The following is a 21695-nucleotide window of genomic DNA, read 5'->3' on the forward strand; positions in this document are numbered from 1 at the left end:
GTGCGGGCTTTTTTTTGTTTTTCCTGTACGCGTCAGCCCGCATCGTTACCTGTGGTAATGATGATGGTTGTAGTAATGGTGGTGATGCTGATGCGTTTCATGGATGTTGTGTACTCTGTCATTATTATCTGTCTGTCCTGTATTCTTTTAGGGTTAAAGGATCGGGCACCTTAAGTCAACGAATTTTTAATTTGATCACAATTCGGGAGACTCTCACGTCCCGCTGTTTGCAGATTTATTTTCATCCGATTCGCCCAATAGCAACCCTTCTGGACAGACTTATTCGCCATAGTAAAAACTTATGGCAGGATTTTACTCCGCCAATTTTTTTTCAATATCGTGCAGCAAACGGTGCAGCATTGCGGTGTCCCGCTGCTCAAGACGCCCCAAACGCTGCTTCAACCAGTCAGCCATTTTTTGATCGTCCGCCACACCCAGCTGAGACAACAGTTGCTCAACGCGAGCGCGCAGCGCAGCCAGCTGATTTTCATTTGCCCCTTCTGCCGGAGACTGGGGGATTTGTATTAGGGAGGCTAATTGATAGCAATAAACCATGACCGCCTGGCCTAAATTCAGGGAGGGATAATCGGCGACCATCGGCGCACCGGTAAGAACGTCCGCCAGCTCCAGCTCTTCGTTGGTCAATCCGGAATCTTCACGACCAAACACCAGCGCGGCTTTATCTAGCCACTGGCTTTTCTCGCTCAGCATCGGCACCAGCTCCGCTGGCGTGGCATAGTAATGGAACTTCGCCCGGCTGCGCGCGGTGGTCGCAACGGTAAACGAAATGTCGTGCAGCGCATCAGCAAGCGTCGCGTAAGTGGTTATATTATCGAGGATATCGCCCGATCCGTGCGCTACCCAACGAGCCGCAGGCTCCAGGTGGGCAGTGCTGTCCACGATACGTAAATCGGTGAATCCCATGGTCTTCATGGCGCGCGCGGCAGCGCCTATATTTTCGGCTCTGGCTGGGGCAACCAGTACAATCGACAGATGCATTTATGCTCTCTTTTTAATCAGTTAGCGGGCAAAAATGTGATGCACTTCAACATATTACGCGGCGCGAATTTACAAAAATGCAACACAAATCACCGAAATAGCGTTTCATAACAAATTAAAAACGCTAAACTATTCCTTGTCTGAACAATCAGTTAGAATGTTAACAGAACACTATTATCCCCATGTTTTATAATGATAATAGCGACATGAATACCCTATTCTGATTGGATTCGCTTCGTTTATAAATCAATGTCCGCAACTAGTTGGTTTATTGAAAAATTGTGACAAAGGCTAGCATTCGGCTACGATGATTTCATCAAACTGTTAACGTGCTACAATTGAACTTGATATATGTCAACGAAGCGTAGTTTTATTGGGTGTCTGGTGTCACTTAGCCTGTTATGTTGCTGTTAAAATGGTTAGGATGACAGCCGTTTTTGACACTGTCGGGTCCAAAGGGAAAGTACCCAAGACCAAGCTAATGATGTTGTTGACGTTGATGGAAAGTGCATCAAGAACGCAATTACGTACTTTAGTCACGTTAAGCCGATCATGTTAATTTGCGACATGCATCAGGCAGGTCAGGGACTTTTGTACTTCCTGTTTCGATTTAGTTGGCAATTTAGGTAGCAAACATGCAGACCCCGCACATTCTTATCGTTGAAGACGAGTTGGTAACACGCAACACGTTAAAGAGCATTTTCGAAGCAGAAGGCTACGATGTCTTTGAAGCGACCGATGGCGCAGAGATGCATCAGATCCTTTCTGAAAATGATATCAACCTGGTGATCATGGATATTAACCTGCCGGGCAAAAACGGTCTTCTTCTGGCGCGCGAACTGCGCGAGCAGGCGAACGTCGCGTTAATGTTCCTGACGGGCCGTGATAACGAAGTTGATAAAATTCTTGGCCTGGAAATCGGTGCGGATGACTACATCACCAAGCCGTTCAATCCTCGCGAGTTAACCATTCGTGCACGCAACCTGCTGTCCCGCACCATGAACCTGGGTACGGTCAGCGAAGAGCGTCGTAGCGTAGACAGCTACAAATTCAACGGCTGGGAACTTGATATCAATAGCCGTTCGCTGATTAGCCCGAACGGTGAGCAGTATAAACTGCCGCGCAGTGAATTCCGCGCGATGCTGCACTTCTGCGAAAACCCGGGCAAAATTCAGTCCCGTGCAGAGCTGCTGAAGAAAATGACCGGCCGTGAGCTGAAACCGCACGACCGTACCGTAGACGTGACCATTCGTCGTATTCGTAAGCATTTCGAATCTACGCCAGATACGCCGGAAATCATCGCCACGATCCACGGCGAAGGGTATCGTTTCTGCGGCGATCTGCAGGAGTAATCCCGCAGTTAACGCATTAAAAAACGGCGCATTTGCGCCGTTTTTTTATTCCCGCCACGGCATAATCGGCACCGCGCTGATCGCGTTTTTCGGCGAGCCTTCCACCACTTTGTCAGAGTAGGCGAGGTAAGCCAGGGTGTTGCGTTTGGCATCATAGAAACGCACCACCTGCAGCTTTTTGAACACCAGCGAGGTCCGTTTCTGGAACACCACGTCGCCCTGCGCTTTGCCGTTTTTAATTTTATCGCTCAACTCAACCGGCCCCACCTGCTGACAGGAAATCGCCGCATCGGAGGTATCTTCCGCCAGTCCCAGCCCGCCTTTGATACCACCCGTTTTCGCGCGGCTGACGTAGCAGGTGACGTTTTTCACGTCCGGATCGTCAAACGCCTCCACCACGATTTTGTGGTCCGGGCCGAACATTTTGAACACGGTATCGACGGAGCCAATCTGTTCTGCCTGCGCCACGCGCCCAACCATCAGCATCAACGCGGTGAAGATCAAAGTCTTGTATTTCATATTGTTACCATTCTTTAAAATTACACTGAGCGATTATTCAACACTTTAGACAAAAATGTAGCAAGATCACAGGATTAGAATATATCTGCCTGTAATGTGCTCTAAAAAGCATGAATGCGCAAAAAAAACACTGAATGCTAAAACATCAAAAAATGCTATTATCCGCTAACCTGTTATCAGGCACCTGCTGTTTTAAGGATGAGGATAGTATATGGATCAGGCTGGAATTATTCGCGACCTGCTCACCTGGCTGGAAGGTCATCTCGACCAGCCTTTGTCACTGGATAATGTGGCGGCTAAAGCAGGCTATTCCAAGTGGCATCTGCAAAGGATGTTCAAGGATGTCACCGGTCATGCTATCGGGGCCTATATTCGCGCACGTCGTTTATCAAAATCTGCTGTGGCATTGCGCCTGACCGCGCGGCCTATTCTGGATATTGCCCTGCAATATCGTTTCGATTCACAGCAGACCTTCACCCGCGCCTTCAAAAAACAGTTCTCGTTGACGCCAGCGCTTTATCGTCGCTCGCCTGACTGGAGCTCGTTTGGCATGCGTCCGCCGCTGCGTCTGGGCGAGTTCGCGATGCCAAAATACGAAATTGTCACGTTGCCTGAAACCCATCTGATCGGCACGACACAGAGTTACTCGTGCTCCCTGGAGCAGATTTCAGAGTTCCGTCATCAGATGCGCGTCCAGTTCTGGCGCGACTTCCTGAGCCACGCACCGACAATCCCGCCAATTCTGTATGGCCTCAACGAAACGCACCCAAGCCAGGAAAAAGACGACGAGCAGGAGGTGTTCTACACCACCGCGCTGACGCCCGAGATGGCCAATGGGTATATTCAGGGTTCGAAGCCAGTCGTGCTGGAAGGCGGCGAATACGTGATGTTCGCCTATGAAGGGCTGGGAACGGGGGTTCAGGAGTTTATCCTGACCGTTTACGGAACCTGCATGCCGATGCTGAATCTGAATCGCCGTAAAGGTCAGGACATTGAGCGCTACTACCCGGCGCAGGATGCCAAACCGGAAGAAGGCCCAATCAATCTGCGTATGGAATTCTTGATTCCGATACGTCGTTAACGCTGCAGTTCGTCAAGCGCAGGGGCATCAAGATGCGAAATGTCCCCTGCCATCTCTACTACCCAGCCCGACGCCAGCCACGCGCTTTCCTGATAATCAATCCGGGAAATGGAGCAGTTACGCAGGCGCAAACGGCGCTCAGCGTAAGCCGGTAACCCCAGAATAGTGCTCACCAGGCAACCCAACGCAATCCCGTGACTCACCAGCAGCGGACGGCTTCCCGCCGGCAGCTTCAGGCACTCCGCCAGGGCGGCATGCATGCGTACGCTAAGCTCCTGCATGGATTCGCCTTCGGGAATGCGGCCATCTTCGGTACCGTTCACCAGCGTGCGGCGCCAGCCCTCCTCCGCTTCCGTCAGCGTATCGATATGGCGTTTCTCCAGCACGCCCATATCCAGCTCGCGCAGGCGCGGCTCCAGCATGACGTCACAGCCGCAGGCATCTGCGATGATGCGCGCCGTCTGCTGTGTGCGACCTAAATCGCTGGTGATCACGTGGGTAATGCCCAGCGTTCTGGCGCGTTCCGCCACCTGCCACGCTTGCTGCACACCCTTCTCAGTGAGAGGACTGTCTGACTGGCCTTGAATACGTCGCTCGGCGTTCCACTGCGTTTCACCGTGGCGAACAAGGTATACCTGTAACATGCTTTTTTTCCGTTATACTGCGATGAGTTTTTTTTGAATCGAGCTTAATTATGCACCATGTTGTCTCTGCTACCACTAATCCTGCCAAAATTCAGGCAATTCTAAGGGCATTTGACGAGATCTTCGGCGCAGGATCCTGCCATATTGAGGCCATCGGCGTCGAGAGTGGCGTACCTGAACAGCCGTTTGGCAGCGAGGAAACGCGCGCTGGCGCACGAAATCGCGTGGCAAACGCTAAGGCCGCGGCACCGAATGCTGACTTTTGGGTAGCGATTGAAGCAGGTATCGACGAAGGCGCAACCTTTAGCTGGGTGGTCATCGAAAGCCGCGAGCAGCGCGGTGAAGCACGTTCGGCCACCCTGCCGCTGCCGGAGATCATTCTGGAAAAAGTCCGTGCGGGTGAAGCGCTCGGGCCGGTGATGTCGCAGTACACCGGCATCGATGAGATTGGCCGTAAAGAAGGGGCGATTGGCGTCTTTACCGCAGGCGCGCTGACGCGTTCAGGCGTTTATCATCAGGCCGTGATTCTGGCCTTAAGCCCGTTCCATAACGCGATTTATCGGTAAGTTTGTAGGCCGGATAAGGCGTAGCCGTCATCCGGCGTTTTTCAACAACACCGCTTCCAGCCACTGGCGCAGCTCAACCGGGGCCGACTTCAGGCTGTTCGAGCCGCGGGTGATCGTTGCGATACCCGCGCCGAGCTCATTTTTCAGCTCGCGCTGGCTCATCTCTCCGCGCAGCAGCTCTTCAATGATCCGCACGCGTGTGCCCAGCGCCTCACGCTCGTCCGGCGTGAGCATCAGCTGCATAAGGGGTAAATGCAGATCCTGTTCGTAAGACTGACGCAGCAGCTCCACAAAACGAAGCCACTCCAGATGACGTTGTTCGGCCATTGCCGAGGAATACGGGGAATGCTGGGTCATGTTATGCTGCCTCTTGTACTCTTTAGCGAGTACAGCATAACACAACCCACGCCGATCAGTAACGTCTCTGCCACTCGGCATCGCTCATCAGGGTATCTTTCTGCCCCATGAAGTAGCGATAGTAAGCGTCATAGGCCAGCACGTTCTTCACGTAGCCGCGCGTTTCCGAGAACGGGATGCTCTCCACAAACGCTAACGCGTCGATGCGTCCGGCGCTGTTGCCGAGCCAGGTGCGCACGCGCCCAGGACCCGCGTTATACGCCGCCGAAGAGAAGATGCGGTTATTGCCGAACTGCTGATACACGTACTGGAGATAGCTGGTACCGATGTTGATGTTGGTATCCGGATCCAGTAGCTGCGACGGACTGCTGTAGCCCGGAATATTAAACATCTTCACCGTGTGCGTCGCCGTGCCCGGCATAATCTGCATCAGGCCGCTGGCGCCCACCGGGGAACGGACTTTCGGGTTCCACGCGCTCTCCTGACGGGCAATCGCCATCGCGTAGCTTTGCGGGATATCTTTGCCGCTGGTGTAGCGATCGAACAGATCTTTGTACGCCAGCGGGAAACGCTCTTCCAGATGATCCCAAAGCTTGCCGGCGATCGTCGCCTGCACGCTGAGATCCCACCAGTGATTATCAAACGCATAGCGGGCAAGCTGGGCTTTCTCATCGGTGGTGCGACTGGTCACCAGATTCGCCCACTCGCTGCGCGCGGTGTTATCCATATTCCAGTACATCAGCTCGCGAACGCGCGCCATTTCTGGCCCCTGCGTCAGTGCCGGGTTCGCGTTAGCGGGCGCTTTATCTATACGGAAAGTGTATTCTTCGCCCAGACGCTGCGCGGCAGCCATTGGGTAAAACCCGCGCTGCTGCATCAGCGAATGGAGGATCTCTTTGGCCTCATCATCACGACCGCGCTCCATCAGCAGATCGGCCTGCCAGTAGCGCCATTCGTCTTTCTCTTTGGCCTCCATTGGCAACCGCGCGAGCCAGGTATTGAGCCCACGACGATCGCCCGTGCCCAGCGCCATGCGCACGCGGCGTTCCACCAGCGACGTAGAATTCGAACGCATAATCGCATCGTCACGCCAGCGCGCCTGTTCATCGGTCACATCGGTGCCCATCAGTCGCCACGCCACGATGTCGCGCAGCTCCTGGGTTTGCTCCTCATTGAGCTGCTGCGCCTGCACCAGCTGCGGGATCATCAGCCGCGCGTTTTCCACATCGTCACGCGCCACGCTGGCAAAGGCCACCGCCGCCATCTGGCGGGTAAAATCGGTCGCGCCCGTACTGCGGGCAAAGGTCAGGACGCTGTTTGGATCGTTAGCCAGCGAGATAACCGCCGTGGAGATCGTCTGGTAATCGGACGGCATCTGCCCCGCCAGCGTGGTCACCAGACGCGTGTTACCGGCTTTCATCGCCAGACGGATGCGTTCAAGGTAGGAGAGCGGATCCTGCTTGCCGGAAGCACGCCACGCGCTAAACAGAGAATCACAGGCGTTCGGCTGGTTTTTTCCGGTCAGCCAGAGCTCTTTCGCTCCGGCCCAGGCCTCTTCCTGCTGGCCGGTCGCCCATTTTGCGTAGTAATAGTTACACTGCGCTTCGGTGGCGTTCGGCTTTTCCGGGCTAAAAGCCAGCAGTCCGCGCCAGTCTTCGCGACGCGCCAGCTCATTCACAAAGCGAGACTGGAGATTTCGGGCTGGCGGCAGGGTTGGGTTCGCCTGAATGAAGTTATTCACGGTGACGGTAGGCTGGTTCATCAGATCGTCGGTTATCTGGCGATACTCCAGATACGGATACAGCGGATAATCCTTTAGCGTCGGCATCAGCGCCTGCACGGTATCCATCTGCTTGTTGTCCCACGCCTGTTTAATCTGGGCGTAGCGGTTACGTTGTTCATCCAGTGAATCGGCATGCACCGCCTGGCTTACCGCCATTACGCATACGCTGGCAGCCAGCAGACGCCAGACCACCCGTTTGGCTTTTTCCACAAGCTCTTCCTCATTGTTTTTTCGTCAATTGCAGCGTCTTGCCACGTCAAAGTCTAATTAACTTATGCTAACCAGGCATTCTTCAACGCGCCACGTCATGGACACTTTTTTACCTTTCTTGCGCGTTTTAACACTCCCGACGTTCCTGGCTGGGATTAGGACGTGAAAAAGGCTACACTTCGAGGCTGAAATTCCTTCTCATTACGATAAAAGAGGCGAAGTCCAACGTGGCTCAATTCGTTTATACCATGCATCGTGTCGGCAAAGTTGTCCCGCCGAAACGTCATATTCTTAAAAATATCTCGCTGAGCTTCTTCCCGGGCGCAAAAATCGGTGTTCTGGGTCTCAACGGTGCCGGTAAGTCCACCCTGCTGCGCATCATGGCCGGCATTGATACAGACATCGAAGGTGAAGCCCGTCCGCAGCCTGGCATCAAGATTGGTTACCTGCCGCAGGAACCTCAGCTGAACCCGGAACACACCGTTCGCGAATCCGTTGAAGAAGCGGTATCCGAAGTGGTTAACGCGCTGAAAGGTCTGGATGAAGTGTATGCCAAATACGCTGAGCCGGATGCGGACTTCGACAAGCTGGCCGCGCAGCAGGGCAAGTATGAAGAGATCATCCAGGCGCACGACGGTCACAACCTGAACGTGCAGCTGGAGCGCGCGGCTGATGCCCTGCGTCTGCCGGACTGGGATGCGAAAATCGCGAACCTCTCCGGGGGTGAACGCCGCCGCGTGGCGCTGTGCCGCCTGCTGCTGGAAAAACCAGACATGCTGCTGCTCGACGAACCGACTAACCACCTGGATGCAGAATCCGTGGCGTGGCTGGAGCGCTTCCTGCACGACTTCGAAGGCACCGTTGTGGCGATTACCCACGACCGTTACTTCCTCGACAACGTCGCTGGCTGGATCCTGGAGCTGGACCGCGGTGAAGGCATTCCGTGGGAAGGCAACTACTCTTCCTGGCTGGAGCAGAAAGATCAGCGTCTGGCGCAGGAAGCTTCTCAGGAAGCGGCGCGTCGTAAGTCTATCGAGAAAGAGCTAGAGTGGGTGCGTCAGGGCGCGAAAGGCCGTCAGTCTAAGGGCAAAGCCCGTCTGGCACGCTTCGAAGAGCTGAACAACACCGAATACCAGAAACGTAACGAAACCAACGAACTGTTTATTCCACCTGGAGCACGTCTGGGGGATAAAGTGGTTGAAGTGACCAACCTGCGTAAGTCCTACGGCGACCGTCTGCTGATCGACGACCTGACCTTCTCCGTACCGAAAGGCGCTATCGTTGGTATCATCGGTCCGAACGGCGCGGGTAAATCCACCCTGTTCCGCATGATGTCCGGTCAGGAACAGCCTGACAGCGGCTCTATCACCCTGGGTGAAACCGTGAAGCTGGCCTCCGTTGACCAGTTCCGTGACGCAATGGATAACAGCAAAACCGTGTGGGAAGAAGTCTCCGGCGGTCTGGATATCATGCGTATCGGCAACACCGAGATGCCAAGCCGCGCCTATGTTGGCCGCTTTAACTTCAAAGGCACCGACCAGGGCAAACGCGTGGGCGAGCTGTCCGGCGGTGAGCGCGGTCGTCTGCACCTGGCGAAGCTGCTGCAGGTGGGCGGTAACGTTCTGCTGCTCGATGAACCAACAAACGACCTGGATATCGAAACCCTGCGCGCGCTGGAAAACGCCCTGCTGGAGTTCCCGGGCTGTGCGATGGTTATCTCGCACGACCGCTGGTTCCTGGACCGTATCGCGACCCACATCCTGGACTATCAGGACGAAGGTAAGGTGGAGTTCTTCGAAGGTAACTTCACCGAATACGAAGAGTACAAGAAACGCACGCTGGGCGCCGACGCGCTGGAGCCGAAGCGTATTAAGTACAAGCGTATCGCGAAATAAAAGCAAAACGGCAACCTCGGTTGCCGTTTTTTATGTTTGTACCCTCTCCCCGTGGGAGAGGGCCAGGGTGAGGGCATCAGGCCGCACAAAATCACCCACCCACGTAATACCGCTTCACCTCGTCAAACTGCATCGCAAAGTCGATATAGCTCATCAGCGCAGGCGAATTCAGCTTGCGGCTTGGGTAGGCCAGCCACAGATCGTTACCTTCAACATTCCACTCCGGCAGCACCTGAACCAGCGCCCCTTTTTCAATTTTATCTTCTACCAGGAAGGCGGGAAGCAGCGTGATCCCCGCACCGAAAATTGCACATTCGCGGGCGTAGACCAGATTATCGGTCATGTGCGCGTTATCCGGCAGGTAGCGGTAATCCTCGCTCTCGCTTCGCAGAAGCCACTCCGACCACGCCCGGTGCGTAATGCAGCGGTGCTCCACCAGCTGACGGGGATGCGTCAGCGGCTCCCGACGCGCCAGATAGTCCGGCGAGGCCAGCATGTAGCGCGGGCAGTGCCCGATCATCCGGCCAATCAGGGAGGAGTCCTGCGGCTTGCCGGTACGCAGCGCTACGTCAAAACCGGCCTCGACCAGATCCACCACGTCATCAGAGATCGACACATCCAGCGACACGTCAGGATAGCGAAGCTGAAACTCGGCATTCATGTGCGCCAGCAGCGTCGCCCCAATCCCCGCCGGACAGGTGATCCGCAGCCGCCCGCTCGGGTTTTCGCGCAGCCGCTGAATGGCGTACTCGGCCCGCTCGCTGGCCGCCAGCATCTCGCGACAGTGCACCAGATAGTGCTCGCCCGCAAACGTGAGGCTGATCCTGCGCGTGGTGCGGTTCAGAAGGCGGATACCCACCTGCTGCTCCAGCTGGCTAATTCGCTGGCTAACGCTGGATTTTGGCAGGTCCGCCTTCTGCGCCGCCGCGGTAAAGCTGCCCATCTCCGCCACCAGCGCGAACAGCGCCATATCCTGCAGCTGCTTAAACATGATTGTTCACCCTGTACGAACGCTGAGTTCTTGATTGTCCATCTTATCACGCAACTGTCCACTTTATAGACTAGCCTCAACAAAACGCATGCCATTGAGGAGCACACCATGTCTGTTAAAGCTATTGCCGTTAACCCAGAAAATCCGTCCACCTTCATTGAAATCACCCCGCCAATGCCGCAGCCCGGCGAGCACGATCTGCTGGTGGAGGTGAAGGCCGTCTCCGTTAACCCGGTCGATACCAAAGTCCACGCGGGCATTGCTAAAAACGGGCTGAGCGAGCCGCGTATTCTCGGGTGGGACGCCAGCGGGATCGTCAAAGCCGTGGGGGCTGGCGTGACCGGATTCAAACCGGGTGACGAGGTCTGGTACGCGGGCGACATCACCCGCCCGGGCAGCAACGCCACGCACCAGCTGATTGATGCACGCATAGTCGGCCACAAGCCTGCCAGCCTCGGCTGGGCGGCTGCCGCTGCACTGCCGTTGACCGCGCTCACCGCGTGGGAAGGTCTGTTTGAACGCCTGAACATTCAGGATGCCGGGGCGGACAAAACGCTGCTGATCATCGGCGGCGCGGGCGGCGTGGGATCGCTGGCGATCCCCTTTGCGAAGCACAACAGCAAGGTGAAGATCGTCGCAACCGCTTCACGAGAAGATTCCGCCCGGTGGTGCCGCGATCGCGGGGCTGATATTGTCGTCAACTACCGCGATCTGAAAGGCGAGCTGGCGAAACAGGGGCTCACCTTTGTGGATTACATTTTCATCCTCAACGACACCGACGGGCACTGGGATGCGGTCAGCGAACTGATTGCGCCGCAGGGGCATATCTGTTCCATCGTTGAAAATGAACATCCGCTGAACCAGGACAAGCTGAAGTCCAAATCCGCCGCCCTGCACTGGGAGTTTATGTACACCCGCAGCATGTACCAGACCGCGGATATGGCGCGTCAGGGGGAGATCCTCAATGAGGTGGCAAAACTGGTGGATAACGGCGTGGTGGAAAGTTCGCTCAGCGAAACGCTGCACGGGCTGAGCGTGGAAAGCATTACCGAGGCGCACCGTAAAGTGCTGGAGGGACATATGCGTGGGAAAGTGGTGATTGAGTTCTGAGTGGCTTGATGCCCTCACCCCGGCCCTCTCCCACAGGGAGAGGGAGGTTAAAGTCCCCTCTCCCTGTGGGAGAGGGTTAGGGTGAGGGGTAAGTTTTTACCCCTGCTCCCCCATCATCTCCTTCACCAGCTCGACGCAGCGCAGGAAGCGGGAGTCGTAGTCAGACTCTTCCACATGGACAAACTCAACGTTGTTTTCGTTGAGCATCTCCACCAGCATGGTCTGAAACTCTCGCCTGTCCACGGAGCTGCCGAGGCTGCGCATGCCGTCGGCCACCCATGGGGTGTTGTTTTCCAGCAGGATCACCAGGTCAAAGCGGTATTCGTCAATCAGCGCCTGCACGAACGGGTGCTCGCGCCCTTCGTATTTTTTACAGAACGCCTGCGTGGTCACGAAATCGGTATCGATAAACGCCACTTTGTTGGCGTATTTCACCGCAAAATCAATGTACTGGGCATGTCCGAGCGCGATTTTGTCATAGTCGGAATACTGCAGCGCCATCTCGTCGCCGCCAAGGTGCGAGAAGACATAATCGCGGCCGTACTCCCACGCGCTGGTGGTGTTGAAGATATTCGCCAGCTTGTTGACCAGCGTTGATTTACCGCTCGACTCGCCGCCCAGGATCGCGACGGTACGCACGAAGAACGGCTTCACCTCAGTCGGGATGTAATCCCAGTAGCGGAACGGGTTTTCGCGGATCTGCGCCCCGCTGATGTTCATAAAGGTGCGTTTCGGGTCGATCAGCACCGTCTCGATGCCCAGATGCTCGCGGAACTGCGGCGCGTCAGACTCTTCAGAGGTGTAGATCCAGTTAGGCGCAATGCCCTTCTCTTCCATAAACGCTTTGATGCCGTTGCTCCACACGTCCCAGCCGTGCGGATACGGCTCCATACCCTCTTCGTTAAAGGCATGAATACGAATATTTTTCTGGTACTTAAAGGTCTGGAGCAGCCAGCGCAGGCGGTCCGGCACGGTCGGCTGCTGCGACATGGCGCTGTCTTCAAACAGCTGACGGTCACGGGTTTCGTCGTAGCCCATGATGATGTGCAGCTCGTCAACCTGGCTACAGGCGCGCTGGATCAGATAGATATGCCCGGTATGCAGCGGGTAAAACTTGCCGAACACCACGCCGATGTTCTTTTGCATACGCGGGAACTCCAGCCCCAGAAAGCGGTGCAGCGCTTCCAGCTTCTGCGCGCTGGGGCTTTTGATTTTGGCGTTCAGCAGCTGGCTCAGGTAGCCTTTGGTCATGCCGCTGGCGTCCGCCACCTGCTGCAGCGTGCAGCCCTTCTGGCGGATTGCGGTCTTGATGTAGTCAAATGATGACATAAATTACGGTGCCTCCTGCAAAATCAAATTTACGTAATTATAAGTCGTCAAAGACATTTAACGCATCTGCGAGTTTTTTCACGCCAAATACCTGCATCCCTTCCGGGATCTTTTTCGGCACGTTGGCGGCGGGAACTATCGCCCGGCGGAAACCGTGTTTTGCCGCCTCGGAGATACGCTCCTGGCCGCTGGGTACCGGACGGATTTCTCCGGCGAGGCCCACTTCGCCGAAGACGACCAGGTCCTGCGGCAGCGGCCTGTCGCGCAGGCTGGAGACCATCGCCAGCAGCAGCGCCAGGTCTGCGCTGGTCTCCGTGACTTTGACGCCGCCGACCACGTTAACGAAGACGTCCTGATCCGCCATCTGCAGCCCGCCGTGACGGTGCAGCACCGCCAGCAGGATCGCCAGACGGTTCTGTTCCAGACCGACCGCCACGCGCCGCGGGTTGCCCATCATCGACACGTCCACCAGCGCCTGAATTTCAACAAGCAGCGGGCGCGTCCCTTCCCACAGCACCATCACCGAGCTGCCGGAGGTGATCTCATCGCCGCGGCTCAGGAAGATGGCCGACGGGTTGCTGACTTCGCGCAGCCCCTGTTCGGTCATGGCAAACACGCCCAGTTCATTCACCGCCCCAAAGCGGTTCTTGTGGCTGCGCAGGGTACGGAAACGGGAATCCGCGTCGCCGTCGAGCATCACGGAGCAGTCGATACAGTGTTCAAGCACCTTCGGTCCGGCCAGCGAGCCGTCTTTGGTCACGTGGCCGACCATCACAATCGCCACGCCGCGCGTTTTGGCAAAGCGCGTCAGGTAAGCCGCGGTTTCACGCACCTGCGCGACGCTGCCCGGCGAGGACTGAATGTCCGCCATGTGCATCACCTGGATGGAGTCGATCACCATCAGCTTCGGCTGCTCTTCTTCGGCAATCATGCAGATCTGCTCGATGCTGGTTTCGGAGAGCATGTTCAGGTTGCCGGTCGGCAGGCCCAGACGGTGCGCGCGCATCGCCACCTGCTGCAGAGACTCTTCGCCCGTGACGTACAGGGTTTTCATCTGTTCGGCAAGCTTGCAGAGCGTTTGCAGCAGCAGGGTCGATTTACCCGCGCCCGGGTTACCGCCGATCAGGATCGCGCTACCCGGCACCACGCCGCCGCCGAGCACGCGGTCAAACTCTTTGAACCCGGTGGAGAAGCGCGGCAGCTCTTCGAGGCTGATGTCCGAAAGTTTTTGCACCTTCGCCACGCCCGCGTTACCGGCATAGCCGCTCAGGCGCTCATTGCGCGCCACGCTCGGCGAAGCCGCCACACCACGCACTTCGGTGATGGTGTTCCAGGCATGACAGGCGCTGCATTGCCCCTGCCAGCGCGGATAATCCGCACCACATTCATTACAGACAAATGCGCGTTTTGGAGCTTTCGCCACGGTTTACCTCGTTATTTCTGTGCGGCCTGCGTGCCGGGTGGCGCTTACGCTTACCCGGCCTACAAAGCAGGCCGTTATTTCTGATTAATGCTGCCGGAGAGAATGCAGAACACCCCCATCAGGTCAGCGTGACGGATAGTGACTTCCGTCTTTTCATTCACTTTTGGCTTGGCATGGTAGGCAATGCCCAGACCGGCGGCTTTGATCATCGGCAGGTCGTTCGCGCCATCGCCGATGGCGACGGTCTGGACAACCGGAATTTCATATTTTTCCGCCAGACGCGTCAGCGTATTGGCTTTGTACTGGGCATCTACGATATCGCCAATCACCTGGCCGGTCAGCTTGCCGTCCATGATCTCCAGCTCATTGGCCACCACGGTGGTCAGATGCAGTTTTTCCCGCAGGTAATCCGCGAAGAAGGTGAAGCCACCGGAGGCGATCGCCACCTTCCAGCCGAGGGACTGCAGCTTCAGCACCAGCTGCGTCAGCCCTGGCATCAGCGGCAGCACGTCGCGCACCTGGCGCAGAATGTTGGCGTCGGCCCCTTTCAGGGTCGCCACGCGCTGGCGCAGGCTGGCGGTGAAGTCCAGCTCGCCGCGCATCGCACGTTCGGTGACTTCCGCCACCAGCTCGCCGCTGCCCGCCAGCTTCGCAATCTCGTCAATACACTCGATCTGGATCGCCGTAGAATCCATGTCCATGACCAGCAGGCCCGGGGTTTTCAGATGCGGAATTTTACCCAGCGGCGCGACGTCCAGCCCGGCGTCATGCGCCAGACGCGTTGCGCGCTGCGTCAGGGAACCCGCCAGGCGAATAACCTGGTAGTCTTCCACGCACCAGGCGGCGACGATGACCATTGCCGCACCCAGCTTGCTTTGATACTGGGTCAGGCGTTGCTTATCCAGACCGCGTCCGTAGAGGAGCCAGCCGCTACGACCGGCGTGGTAATCCAGAGGCATCACCTCATCGCCACTTAAAGAGAGCGGCAATCCTGGCCATAAAGAGACATCCGTTGGCAGGTCACACCAGGTAATGTTCGGCATTAAAGCTCCTGTAATTTCGTTCGCGCCGGAAGGTTGCAGAGGGAAAATAACGCATGAGGCTACCCTGTAACCATCACTTCTGGCAACATTAAGCCGTAAATTTTCAGCAGGTGGAATATGGCTCGCGCAAAACTGAAATTCCGGCTCCATCGCGCCGTGATTGTCCTTTCCTGTCTCGCACTATTAGTGGTGCTGATGCAAGGGGCATCGTGGTTTAGCCAGAACCATCAACGGCAACGCAACCCGCAGTTTGAAGAGCTGGCCCGCACGCTGGCACGCCAGGTGACGCTCAACGTCGCGCCGTCCATGCGTACCGAAACGCCGGACGAGAAGCGGATAGGCCAGGTTTTACGCCTGCTCACGGAGAATAGCCGCATTCTTGATGCCGGCGTCTATGATGAGCAAGGCAACCTGATTGCCCGCGCTGGCGAACACGTCGACGTGCGCGACAGGCTGGCGCTGGACGGGAAAAAAGCCGGGGGCTACTTTAACCAGCAGATTGTCGAACCTATTCAGGGGAAGAATGGCCCACTGGGCTATCTGCGCCTGACCCTCGATACCCACACCCTGCCTACTGAAGCCAAACAGGTCGATAATACCACCAATATTCTGCGCCTGATGCTGCTGCTTTCACTCGCCATCGGCGTTGTGCTGGCGCGCACCCTGCTTCGCGGCAAGCGCTCGCGCTGGCAGCAATCCCCGTTCCTGCTGACCGCCAGCAAATCCGTCCCCGAAGACGAAGAGAGCGAGAAGAAAGATTAGTGATAAAGTAGGCGAACGATTCGGAAAAGGAACTTTGCCATGACGACGTTACGCCTGCTTATCTCTGACTCTTACGATCCCTGGTTTAATCTCGCGGTAGAAGAGTGCATCTTCCGCCAGATGCCCGCCATCCAGCGCGTACTGTTTCTCTGGCGGAACGCCGATACGGTGGTCATCGGCCGCGCGCAAAACCCGTGGAAAGAGTGCAATACGCGGCGTATGGAAGAGGACAACGTCCGTCTCGCGCGCCGCAGCAGCGGCGGCGGCGCGGTGTTTCACGATCTGGGCAATACCTGCTTTACCTTTATGGCGGGTAAACCGGAGTACGATAAAACCATCTCAACGTCCATCGTCCTCAACGCGCTCAATTCACTCGGCGTGACGGCGGAAGCCTCCGGGCGTAACGATCTGGTGGTGAAAACCCCCGAGGGCGACCGGAAGGTCTCCGGCTCCGCCTATCGCGAAACGATGGATCGCGGGTTCCACCACGGCACCCTGTTGCTGAACGCTGACCTGAGCCGTCTGGCTAACTACCTGAATCCGGATAAAAAAAAGCTCCAGGCCAAAGGAATTACCTCCGTGCGCGGCCGCGTGGCAAATCTGGTGGAACTGCTGCCGGGAATTACTCACGAGCAGATTTGCGATGCGATCCGTGACGCGTTCTTTGAACATTACGGCGAGCGCGTGGAAGCAGAAGTCATCTCCCCTGACAAAACCCCGGACCTGCCCAACTTCGCCGAAACCTTCGCCCGCCAGAGCAGCTGGGAATGGAACTTCGGTCAGGCTCCTGCGTTTTCCCATCTGCTTGATGAGCGTTTTACCTGGGGCGGCGTGGAGCTGCATTTTGACGTGGAGAAAGGCCATATCACCCGCACGCAGGTGTTTACCGATAGCCTGAACCCGGCACCGTTAGAGGCGCTGGCGGCACGTTTGCAGGGCTGTTTGTACAGGGCAGATATGCTGCAGCAGGAATGCGACGCGTTGATCGGGGATTTTCCGGAGCAGGAAAAAGAGCTGCGTGAGCTGTCGGCGTGGATTGCACAGGCCGTGCGCTAGGTGCGGTCTGGTGCCCTCACCCCGGCCCTCTCCCGCAGGGAGAGGGCGGGAAGAGACAGAATTACTCTTTATCGCCCAGCAGAACGGATTCCAGCGCGATTTTGATCATGTCGTTGAAGGTAGTCTGACGCTCGGCAGCGGTGGTCTGCTCGTGGGTACGGATGTGGTCAGACACGGTGCAGATGGTCAGCGCTTTCGCACCAAACTCAGCCGCGACGCCGTAGATACCTGCCGCTTCCATTTCCACGCCCAGGATGCCGTATTTCTCCATCACGTCGAACATCTCGCCGCCGTCCGGGGCATAGAACAGGTCAGCAGAGAAGATGTTACCCACGCGCGCTTCAACGCCCAGCGCTTTTGCCGCGTCAACCGCGTCACGCACCATGCCGAAGTCAGCAATCGCCGCGAAGTCATGGTCTTTGAAACGCATGCGGTTAACTTTGGAATCGGTGCAGGCGCCCATACCGATAACGATGTCGCGCAGCTTAACGTCCATGCGCACCGCGCCGCAGGAGCCTACGCGGATGATTTTCTTCACGCCGAAGTCGGTAATCAGCTCTTTGGTGTAGATAGAGCAGGATGGGATACCCATACCGTGGCCCATAACGGAGATTTTGCGGCCTTTATAGGTACCGGTGAAGCCCAGCATGCCGCGAACGTTGTTCACTTCACGCACGTCTTCCAGGAAAGTTTCTGCAATGTGCTTCGCGCGCAGCGGGTCGCCCGGCATCAATACGACGTCAGCGAAATCACCCATTTCTGCATTAATGTGAGGAGTTGCCATCTTCAGTTCCTTTTACATTGTTGTTTTTGCCGGGTGGCGGCTACGCCTGACCCGGCCTACATTCTGTTCTCCCTCTCCCTGTGGGAGAGGGTCGGGGTGAGGGCATCAGGCCGCACCCAATCCGTTTAGAACATGGCCTTGCCATATTCCATGTCAGACGTACCAAAGTATTTCGCCAGGGTCTGGCCGATGTCCGCGAAGGTTTCACGGTGACCGAGCGAGCCTGGCTTCACTTTCGGGCCGTACACCAGCACCGGAATGTGCTCACGGGTGTGGTCGGTACCGGTCCAGGTTGGGTCACAGCCGTGGTCCGCGGTCAGAATCAGAATGTCATCTTCACCCACCAGCTCCATCAGCTCCGGCAGACGGCGGTCGAACAGCTCAAGACCCGCTGCATAGCCCGCAACGTCGCGACGGTGGCCCCAGGAGGAGTCGAAGTCCACGAAGTTGGTGAAGACGATGGTCTTGTCGCCCGCTTCTTTCATCTCTTTGATGGTGGCATCGAACAGCGCATCCAGACCGGTGGCTTTCACTTTTTTGGTGATGCCGCAGTTGGCGTAGATATCCGCGATTTTACCCACGGACACCACGTGGCCGTCTTTCTCTTCAACCAGCTTCTGCAGCACGGTTGGCGCCGGTGGCTCAACGGCCAGGTCATGACGGTTACCGGTACGCTGGAAGTTACCCGCTTTGTCGCCGATAAACGGACGCGCGATCACGCGGCCGATGTTGTAGCCGCCTTCGGTCAGCTCTTCACGGGCGATTTCGCACAGCTCGTAGAGTTTATCCAGGCCAAACGTCTCTTCATGGCACGCAATCTGGAACACGGAGTCAGCAGAGGTGTAGAAAATCGGCTTGCCGGTTTTCATGTGCTCTTCGCCGAGCTGATCCAGAATCACGGTACCGGAAGAGTGGCAGTTACCGAGGTAGCCCGGCAGGTTGGCACGCTTCACCAGCTTATCGAGCAGCTCCTGCGGGAAGCTGTTTTCGTGATCGGAGAAATAACCCCAGTCGAACAGCACCGGCACACCGGCGATTTCCCAGTGGCCAGACGGGGTGTCTTTACCGGAGGAGAGCTCGTGAGCCCAGGCGTAGGCGCCCACGACTTCCGCGTTGCCGTCCATACCGGCTGCGATTTTACCGGTAGAACCTTCATGCGCTTTCACCAGACCAAGGCGGGTCAGGTTAGGTAGAGTCAGAGGGCCTTTACGACCGTTGTCCGCTTCGCCTTTTGCACAGGCTTCCGCGATGTGGCCCATGGTATCGGAACCCACGTCACCAAAACGTTCTGCATCTTCGGTTGCGCCGATGCCGAATGAGTCCAGCACCATAATAAATGCACGTTTCATAATTGTTCTCCGTACGTAGTGCTTCAAAAATTATCGATCAGATCAGTATACCGCTATTCGGTGATACGGCGATAGACAGTCGGTGTGGTTTCCGGCGCTTTATCGTCAAGCGTAATTGCCGCTTTCACCGCTTTAGCCGCTTCCTGCCAGCTGGCTTCGTCTTTCGCGTGGATCACCGCCAGCGGACGTTGACCGTCAACGCTGTCGCCCAGACGTGCCATATCGGTAAAGCCGACGCTGTAATCAATGGTGTCTGACGCCTGACGACGGCCGCCGCCCATCGAGACTACTGCCATACCCAGCGCACGGGTGTCCATTGCAGAGACATACCCTTCGCTATCGGCATACACCGCTTTGCTAAGCGTCGCGGTTGGCAGGTATTTCGCGTAGTTTTCGACGAAATCGGTCGGGCCCTTCTGGGCTGCAACCATGCGACCGAAAATATCCGCCGCTTTGCCGTTATCCAGCACCGCCTGCAGCTTCGCGCGGGCTTCTGCGTCGTCTTTGGCCAGCTTGCCGGAGATTAACATCTCAACGCACAGCGCCATGGTGACGTCGAACAGACGCGGGTTGCGGTATTCACCAGTCAGGAACTGCACCGCTTCACGCACTTCGACGGCGTTACCGGCGCTGGACGCCAGCACCTGGTTCATGTCGGTGAGCAGCGCGGTGGTGCGCACGCCCGCGCCGTTGGATACGCCAACGATCGCTTCCGCGAGCGCAGCAGAAAGTTCATAGGTCGGCATAAAGGCGCCGCTGCCCACCTTCACGTCCATCACCAGCGCGTCCAGCCCTTCTGCCAGTTTCTTCGCCAGGATAGAGGCGGTGATCAGCGGGATGGAGTCAACGGTCGCGGTGATGTCGCGGGTGGCGTAGAAACGCTTGTCTGCCGGAGCAAGAGAGCTGGTCTGGCCGATAATCGCCACACCAACGTCTTTAATAATGTCGCGGAAGCGGTTGTCGTCCGGGAAGATATCGAAGCCCGGAATGGCTTCCAGTTTGTCGAGCGTACCGCCGGTGTGGCCCAGGCCGCGCCCGGAGATCATCGGGATGTAACCGCCACAGGCTGCCACCATAGGGCCGAGCATCAGAGACGTCACGTCACCCACGCCGCCGGTGGAGTGCTTATCCACAATCGGGCCGTTAAGGTTGAGGCTTTTCCAGTCCAGAACGGTTCCTGAATCTCGCATCGCCATGGTCAGCGACACGCGCTCAGGCATCGACATATCGTGGAAGAAAATGGTCATCGCCAGAGCCGCAATTTGCCCTTCTGAGACGGTGTTATCACGAATGCCGTTGATGAAGAAGCGGATCTCTTCATCGCTTAATGCATGACCATCACGTTTTTTACGAATAATTTCTTGTGCGAGAAACACGGTAACCTCCATGCGGAATCGGGGGAGTTGTGGCGGGTGGCGCTACGCTTACCCGCCCTACGATCCTGTCGACCGGATGAGCGAAGCGTCATCCGGCATTGTCTGGCAATCAGTAGCTGCTTGCGCTCTTACCGTCGCCATGACCCAGCGCTTTCAGCAGGCTGGCCAGCAGGCTGGACGCACCGAAGCGGTAGTGACGGGAATCGGCCCAGTCGGCGCCAAACAGCTCGTCGGCAATCGCCAGGAATTGCTGCGCGTCTTCAGCAGTACGCACGCCGCCCGCAGGTTTGAAACCAACGGTTTTGGATACGCCCATGTCGCGGATCACTTCCATCATGATGCGCGCGCTTTCCGGGGTCGCATTCACCGGCACTTTACCGGTAGAGGTTTTAATGAAATCCGCACCGGCTTTGATGGAGATTTCAGATGCCTTACGAATCAGCGCCTCTTCTTTCAGCTCGCCGGTTTCGATGATCACTTTCAGCAGCACATTTGCCGCCGCGCACGCGTCTTTACAGGCTTTCACCAGGTCAAAACCGACCTGCTCGTTACCGGCGATCAGCGCGCGGTACGGGAACACCACGTCAACTTCGTCTGCGCCGTAAGCAATCGCCGCGCGGGTTTCTGCCAGCGCGATCTCGATATCGTCGTTGCCATGCGGGAAGTTAGTTACGGTTGCAATGCGCACGTCCGGCGTACCCTGCTCTTTCAGCGTCTTACGGGCAATCGGGATAAAGCGCGGGTAGATACAGATGGCTGCGGTGTTACCCACCGGCGTTTTCGCCTGATGGCACAGGGCGATGACTTTTTCATTGGTGTCGTCATCGTTCAGGGTGGTCAGGTCCATCAGTTTCAACGCGCGCAGGCTGCTTGCAGTTAAATCGGTCATAACATTCTCCAACGGCAGTGCCGTATAAATTTTACCTTGCGGGTCTGTGAGTATTCTAACATTCACCCGCATCCACACTTCGACATTCATCACAGTTAATGAAAACTGCATACAAATTTGCATTACTGTAATGAGATCTTCTTCAAACTTTAGCGCGTAAATTGCCGACTAAAGCAG

General features: G+C 56.7%; 22 protein-coding genes and 1 other annotated feature (1 of these 23 cut by a window edge). Of the genes, 7 read left to right on the plus strand and 15 right to left on the minus strand.

Going from position 1 to position 21695, the window contains the following annotated elements; translation table 11 throughout:
* Window positions 1–94: a sequence feature (Thr leader region), on the minus strand; it reaches 24 nt to the left of the window's first position.
* The 3 genes from thrL to yjjY all read right to left on the minus strand — a co-directional run bounded on the left by thrL (window position 33) and on the right by yjjY (window position 1539).
* Complete coding sequence (thrL, locus tag USF70_RS14360; RefSeq protein WP_015572623.1) at window positions 33–101, minus strand: thr operon leader peptide; 69 nt, start codon at window positions 99–101, stop codon at window positions 33–35. It overlaps the preceding feature by 62 nt.
* 211 nt (window positions 102–312) lie before the next feature.
* The gene (locus USF70_RS14365; protein ID WP_232938638.1) at window positions 313–999 is read right to left on the minus strand and encodes a tRNA/rRNA methyltransferase; all 687 of its coding nucleotides are present in this window, start codon (window positions 997–999) and stop codon (window positions 313–315) included.
* A gap of 399 nt (window positions 1000–1398) precedes the next feature.
* On the minus strand, window positions 1399–1539 hold the full coding sequence (gene yjjY / locus USF70_RS14370) for a protein YjjY (RefSeq protein WP_085928893.1): 141 nt from the start codon (window positions 1537–1539) through the stop codon (window positions 1399–1401).
* A gap of 95 nt (window positions 1540–1634) precedes the next feature.
* Between yjjY and arcA the strand changes: the two genes are divergently transcribed.
* Window positions 1635–2351: a two-component system response regulator ArcA gene (arcA, locus tag USF70_RS14375; protein WP_003856501.1), complete on the plus strand. Its 717-nt coding sequence runs from the start codon at window positions 1635–1637 to the stop codon at window positions 2349–2351.
* A gap of 45 nt (window positions 2352–2396) precedes the next feature.
* Here the strand turns inward: arcA and creA are convergent, their stop codons facing one another.
* Window positions 2397–2870, minus strand: a complete 474-nt coding sequence (gene creA, locus USF70_RS14380; protein WP_032660778.1) for a protein CreA — start codon at window positions 2868–2870, stop codon at window positions 2397–2399.
* Window positions 2871–3081: 211 nt separating this feature from the next.
* Here creA and robA point away from each other — a divergent pair, with 211 nt between their 5' ends.
* A complete protein-coding gene (gene robA, locus USF70_RS14385; protein ID WP_033144587.1) occupies window positions 3082–3951 on the plus strand; it encodes an MDR efflux pump AcrAB transcriptional activator RobA in 870 nt (289 codons plus the stop codon).
* Here robA and gpmB read toward each other — a convergent pair.
* Window positions 3948–4595, minus strand: coding sequence for a 2,3-diphosphoglycerate-dependent phosphoglycerate mutase GpmB (gene gpmB / locus USF70_RS14390; protein ID WP_023310332.1), 648 nt, complete (start codon window positions 4593–4595; stop codon window positions 3948–3950). The genes robA and gpmB overlap by 4 nt on opposite strands.
* Window positions 4596–4645: 50 nt before the next feature.
* Between gpmB and yjjX the strand changes: the two genes are divergently transcribed.
* The gene (gene yjjX, locus USF70_RS14395) at window positions 4646–5161 is read left to right on the plus strand and encodes an inosine/xanthosine triphosphatase (RefSeq protein WP_023334447.1); all 516 of its coding nucleotides are present in this window, start codon (window positions 4646–4648) and stop codon (window positions 5159–5161) included.
* Between the two features lie 27 nt (window positions 5162–5188).
* On the opposite strand, the gene trpR is transcribed toward yjjX, so the two are convergent.
* Both trpR and sltY read right to left on the minus strand, forming a co-directional pair.
* Entirely contained in the window at window positions 5189–5518 is a 330-nt protein-coding gene (gene trpR / locus USF70_RS14400; RefSeq protein WP_023310330.1) for a trp operon repressor, read from the minus strand.
* Between the two features lie 55 nt (window positions 5519–5573).
* On the minus strand, window positions 5574–7511 hold the full coding sequence (sltY, locus tag USF70_RS14405) for a murein transglycosylase (protein ID WP_033144584.1): 1938 nt from the start codon (window positions 7509–7511) through the stop codon (window positions 5574–5576).
* A 227-nt stretch (window positions 7512–7738) separates the two neighbouring features.
* On the opposite strand from sltY, the gene ettA reads away from it, so the two are divergent.
* A complete protein-coding gene (ettA, locus tag USF70_RS14410) occupies window positions 7739–9406 on the plus strand; it encodes an energy-dependent translational throttle protein EttA (protein ID WP_006810191.1) in 1668 nt (555 codons plus the stop codon).
* Window positions 9407–9497: 91 nt separating this feature from the next.
* Here ettA and USF70_RS14415 read toward each other — a convergent pair whose 3' ends face one another.
* The gene (locus USF70_RS14415) at window positions 9498–10397 is read right to left on the minus strand and encodes a LysR family transcriptional regulator (RefSeq protein ID WP_320735726.1); all 900 of its coding nucleotides are present in this window, start codon (window positions 10395–10397) and stop codon (window positions 9498–9500) included.
* A gap of 108 nt (window positions 10398–10505) precedes the next feature.
* On the opposite strand from USF70_RS14415, the gene USF70_RS14420 reads away from it, so the two are divergent.
* On the plus strand, window positions 10506–11507 hold the full coding sequence (locus USF70_RS14420) for a zinc-binding alcohol dehydrogenase family protein (protein WP_221702796.1): 1002 nt from the start codon (window positions 10506–10508) through the stop codon (window positions 11505–11507).
* Between the two features lie 96 nt (window positions 11508–11603).
* Here USF70_RS14420 and nadR read toward each other — a convergent pair whose 3' ends face one another.
* From nadR to serB, 3 genes are all read right to left on the minus strand, one after another.
* Window positions 11604–12836 (minus strand): multifunctional transcriptional regulator/nicotinamide-nucleotide adenylyltransferase/ribosylnicotinamide kinase NadR, encoded by a 1233-nt coding sequence (gene nadR, locus USF70_RS14425; RefSeq protein WP_015572616.1) that lies wholly within the window; start codon window positions 12834–12836, stop codon window positions 11604–11606.
* A gap of 37 nt (window positions 12837–12873) precedes the next feature.
* Window positions 12874–14259 carry a DNA repair protein RadA gene (gene radA, locus USF70_RS14430; protein WP_014068810.1) on the minus strand — a complete coding sequence of 462 codons (1386 nt, stop codon included), beginning with the start codon at window positions 14257–14259 and terminating at the stop codon, window positions 12874–12876.
* A gap of 74 nt (window positions 14260–14333) precedes the next feature.
* Window positions 14334–15302, minus strand: coding sequence for a phosphoserine phosphatase (gene serB, locus USF70_RS14435; RefSeq protein WP_023310325.1), 969 nt, complete (start codon window positions 15300–15302; stop codon window positions 14334–14336).
* A 117-nt stretch (window positions 15303–15419) separates the two neighbouring features.
* Here serB and USF70_RS14440 point away from each other — a divergent pair, with 117 nt between their 5' ends.
* Together USF70_RS14440 and lplA are read left to right on the plus strand one after the other, a co-directional pair.
* The gene (locus USF70_RS14440) at window positions 15420–16064 is read left to right on the plus strand and encodes a YtjB family periplasmic protein (protein WP_032660794.1); all 645 of its coding nucleotides are present in this window, start codon (window positions 15420–15422) and stop codon (window positions 16062–16064) included.
* Between the two features lie 39 nt (window positions 16065–16103).
* Window positions 16104–17120, plus strand: a complete 1017-nt coding sequence (lplA, locus tag USF70_RS14445; protein ID WP_232938639.1) for a lipoate--protein ligase LplA — start codon at window positions 16104–16106, stop codon at window positions 17118–17120.
* A 61-nt stretch (window positions 17121–17181) separates the two neighbouring features.
* Here lplA and deoD read toward each other — a convergent pair whose 3' ends face one another.
* The 4 genes from deoD to deoC all read right to left on the minus strand — a co-directional run bounded on the left by deoD (window position 17182) and on the right by deoC (window position 21518).
* A complete protein-coding gene (deoD, locus tag USF70_RS14450) occupies window positions 17182–17904 on the minus strand; it encodes a purine-nucleoside phosphorylase (RefSeq protein WP_010427122.1) in 723 nt (240 codons plus the stop codon).
* 125 nt (window positions 17905–18029) lie between these two features.
* The gene (gene deoB, locus USF70_RS14455) at window positions 18030–19253 is read right to left on the minus strand and encodes a phosphopentomutase (protein WP_033144579.1); all 1224 of its coding nucleotides are present in this window, start codon (window positions 19251–19253) and stop codon (window positions 18030–18032) included.
* 53 nt (window positions 19254–19306) lie between these two features.
* A complete protein-coding gene (gene deoA / locus USF70_RS14460) occupies window positions 19307–20629 on the minus strand; it encodes a thymidine phosphorylase (RefSeq protein WP_033144578.1) in 1323 nt (440 codons plus the stop codon).
* Window positions 20630–20738: 109 nt separating this feature from the next.
* Window positions 20739–21518: a deoxyribose-phosphate aldolase gene (deoC, locus tag USF70_RS14465; protein ID WP_023310320.1), complete on the minus strand. Its 780-nt coding sequence runs from the start codon at window positions 21516–21518 to the stop codon at window positions 20739–20741.
* Between the last annotated feature and the right edge of the window lie 177 nt (window positions 21519–21695).

This window comes from Enterobacter sp. 237C8, assembly GCF_034106865.1.
Lineage (GTDB): Bacteria > Pseudomonadota > Gammaproteobacteria > Enterobacterales > Enterobacteriaceae > Enterobacter > Enterobacter asburiae_B.

Bases quoted from the DNA above. Each gene is read 5' to 3' on its own strand.
- deoB (WP_033144579.1), bottom strand. From the start codon at position 19,253: ATGAAACGTGCATTTATTATGGTGCTGGACTCATTCGGCATCGGCGCA.
- robA (WP_033144587.1), top strand. From the start codon at position 3,082: ATGGATCAGGCTGGAATTATTCGCGACCTGCTCACCTGGCTGGAAGGT.
- yjjX (WP_023334447.1), top strand. From the start codon at position 4,646: ATGCACCATGTTGTCTCTGCTACCACTAATCCTGCCAAAATTCAGGCA.
- gpmB (WP_023310332.1), bottom strand. From the start codon at position 4,595: ATGTTACAGGTATACCTTGTTCGCCACGGTGAAACGCAGTGGAACGCC.
- creA (WP_032660778.1), bottom strand. From the start codon at position 2,870: ATGAAATACAAGACTTTGATCTTCACCGCGTTGATGCTGATGGTTGGG.
- nadR (WP_015572616.1), bottom strand. From the start codon at position 12,836: ATGTCATCATTTGACTACATCAAGACCGCAATCCGCCAGAAGGGCTGC.
- USF70_RS14365 (WP_232938638.1), bottom strand. From the start codon at position 999: ATGCATCTGTCGATTGTACTGGTTGCCCCAGCCAGAGCCGAAAATATA.
- deoD (WP_010427122.1), bottom strand. From the start codon at position 17,904: ATGGCAACTCCTCACATTAATGCAGAAATGGGTGATTTCGCTGACGTC.
- trpR (WP_023310330.1), bottom strand. From the start codon at position 5,518: ATGACCCAGCATTCCCCGTATTCCTCGGCAATGGCCGAACAACGTCAT.
- USF70_RS14440 (WP_032660794.1), top strand. From the start codon at position 15,420: ATGGCTCGCGCAAAACTGAAATTCCGGCTCCATCGCGCCGTGATTGTC.
- USF70_RS14415 (WP_320735726.1), bottom strand. From the start codon at position 10,397: ATGTTTAAGCAGCTGCAGGATATGGCGCTGTTCGCGCTGGTGGCGGAG.
- deoC (WP_023310320.1), bottom strand. From the start codon at position 21,518: ATGACCGATTTAACTGCAAGCAGCCTGCGCGCGTTGAAACTGATGGAC.
- arcA (WP_003856501.1), top strand. From the start codon at position 1,635: ATGCAGACCCCGCACATTCTTATCGTTGAAGACGAGTTGGTAACACGC.
- USF70_RS14420 (WP_221702796.1), top strand. From the start codon at position 10,506: ATGTCTGTTAAAGCTATTGCCGTTAACCCAGAAAATCCGTCCACCTTC.
- lplA (WP_232938639.1), top strand. From the start codon at position 16,104: ATGACGACGTTACGCCTGCTTATCTCTGACTCTTACGATCCCTGGTTT.
- serB (WP_023310325.1), bottom strand. From the start codon at position 15,302: ATGCCGAACATTACCTGGTGTGACCTGCCAACGGATGTCTCTTTATGG.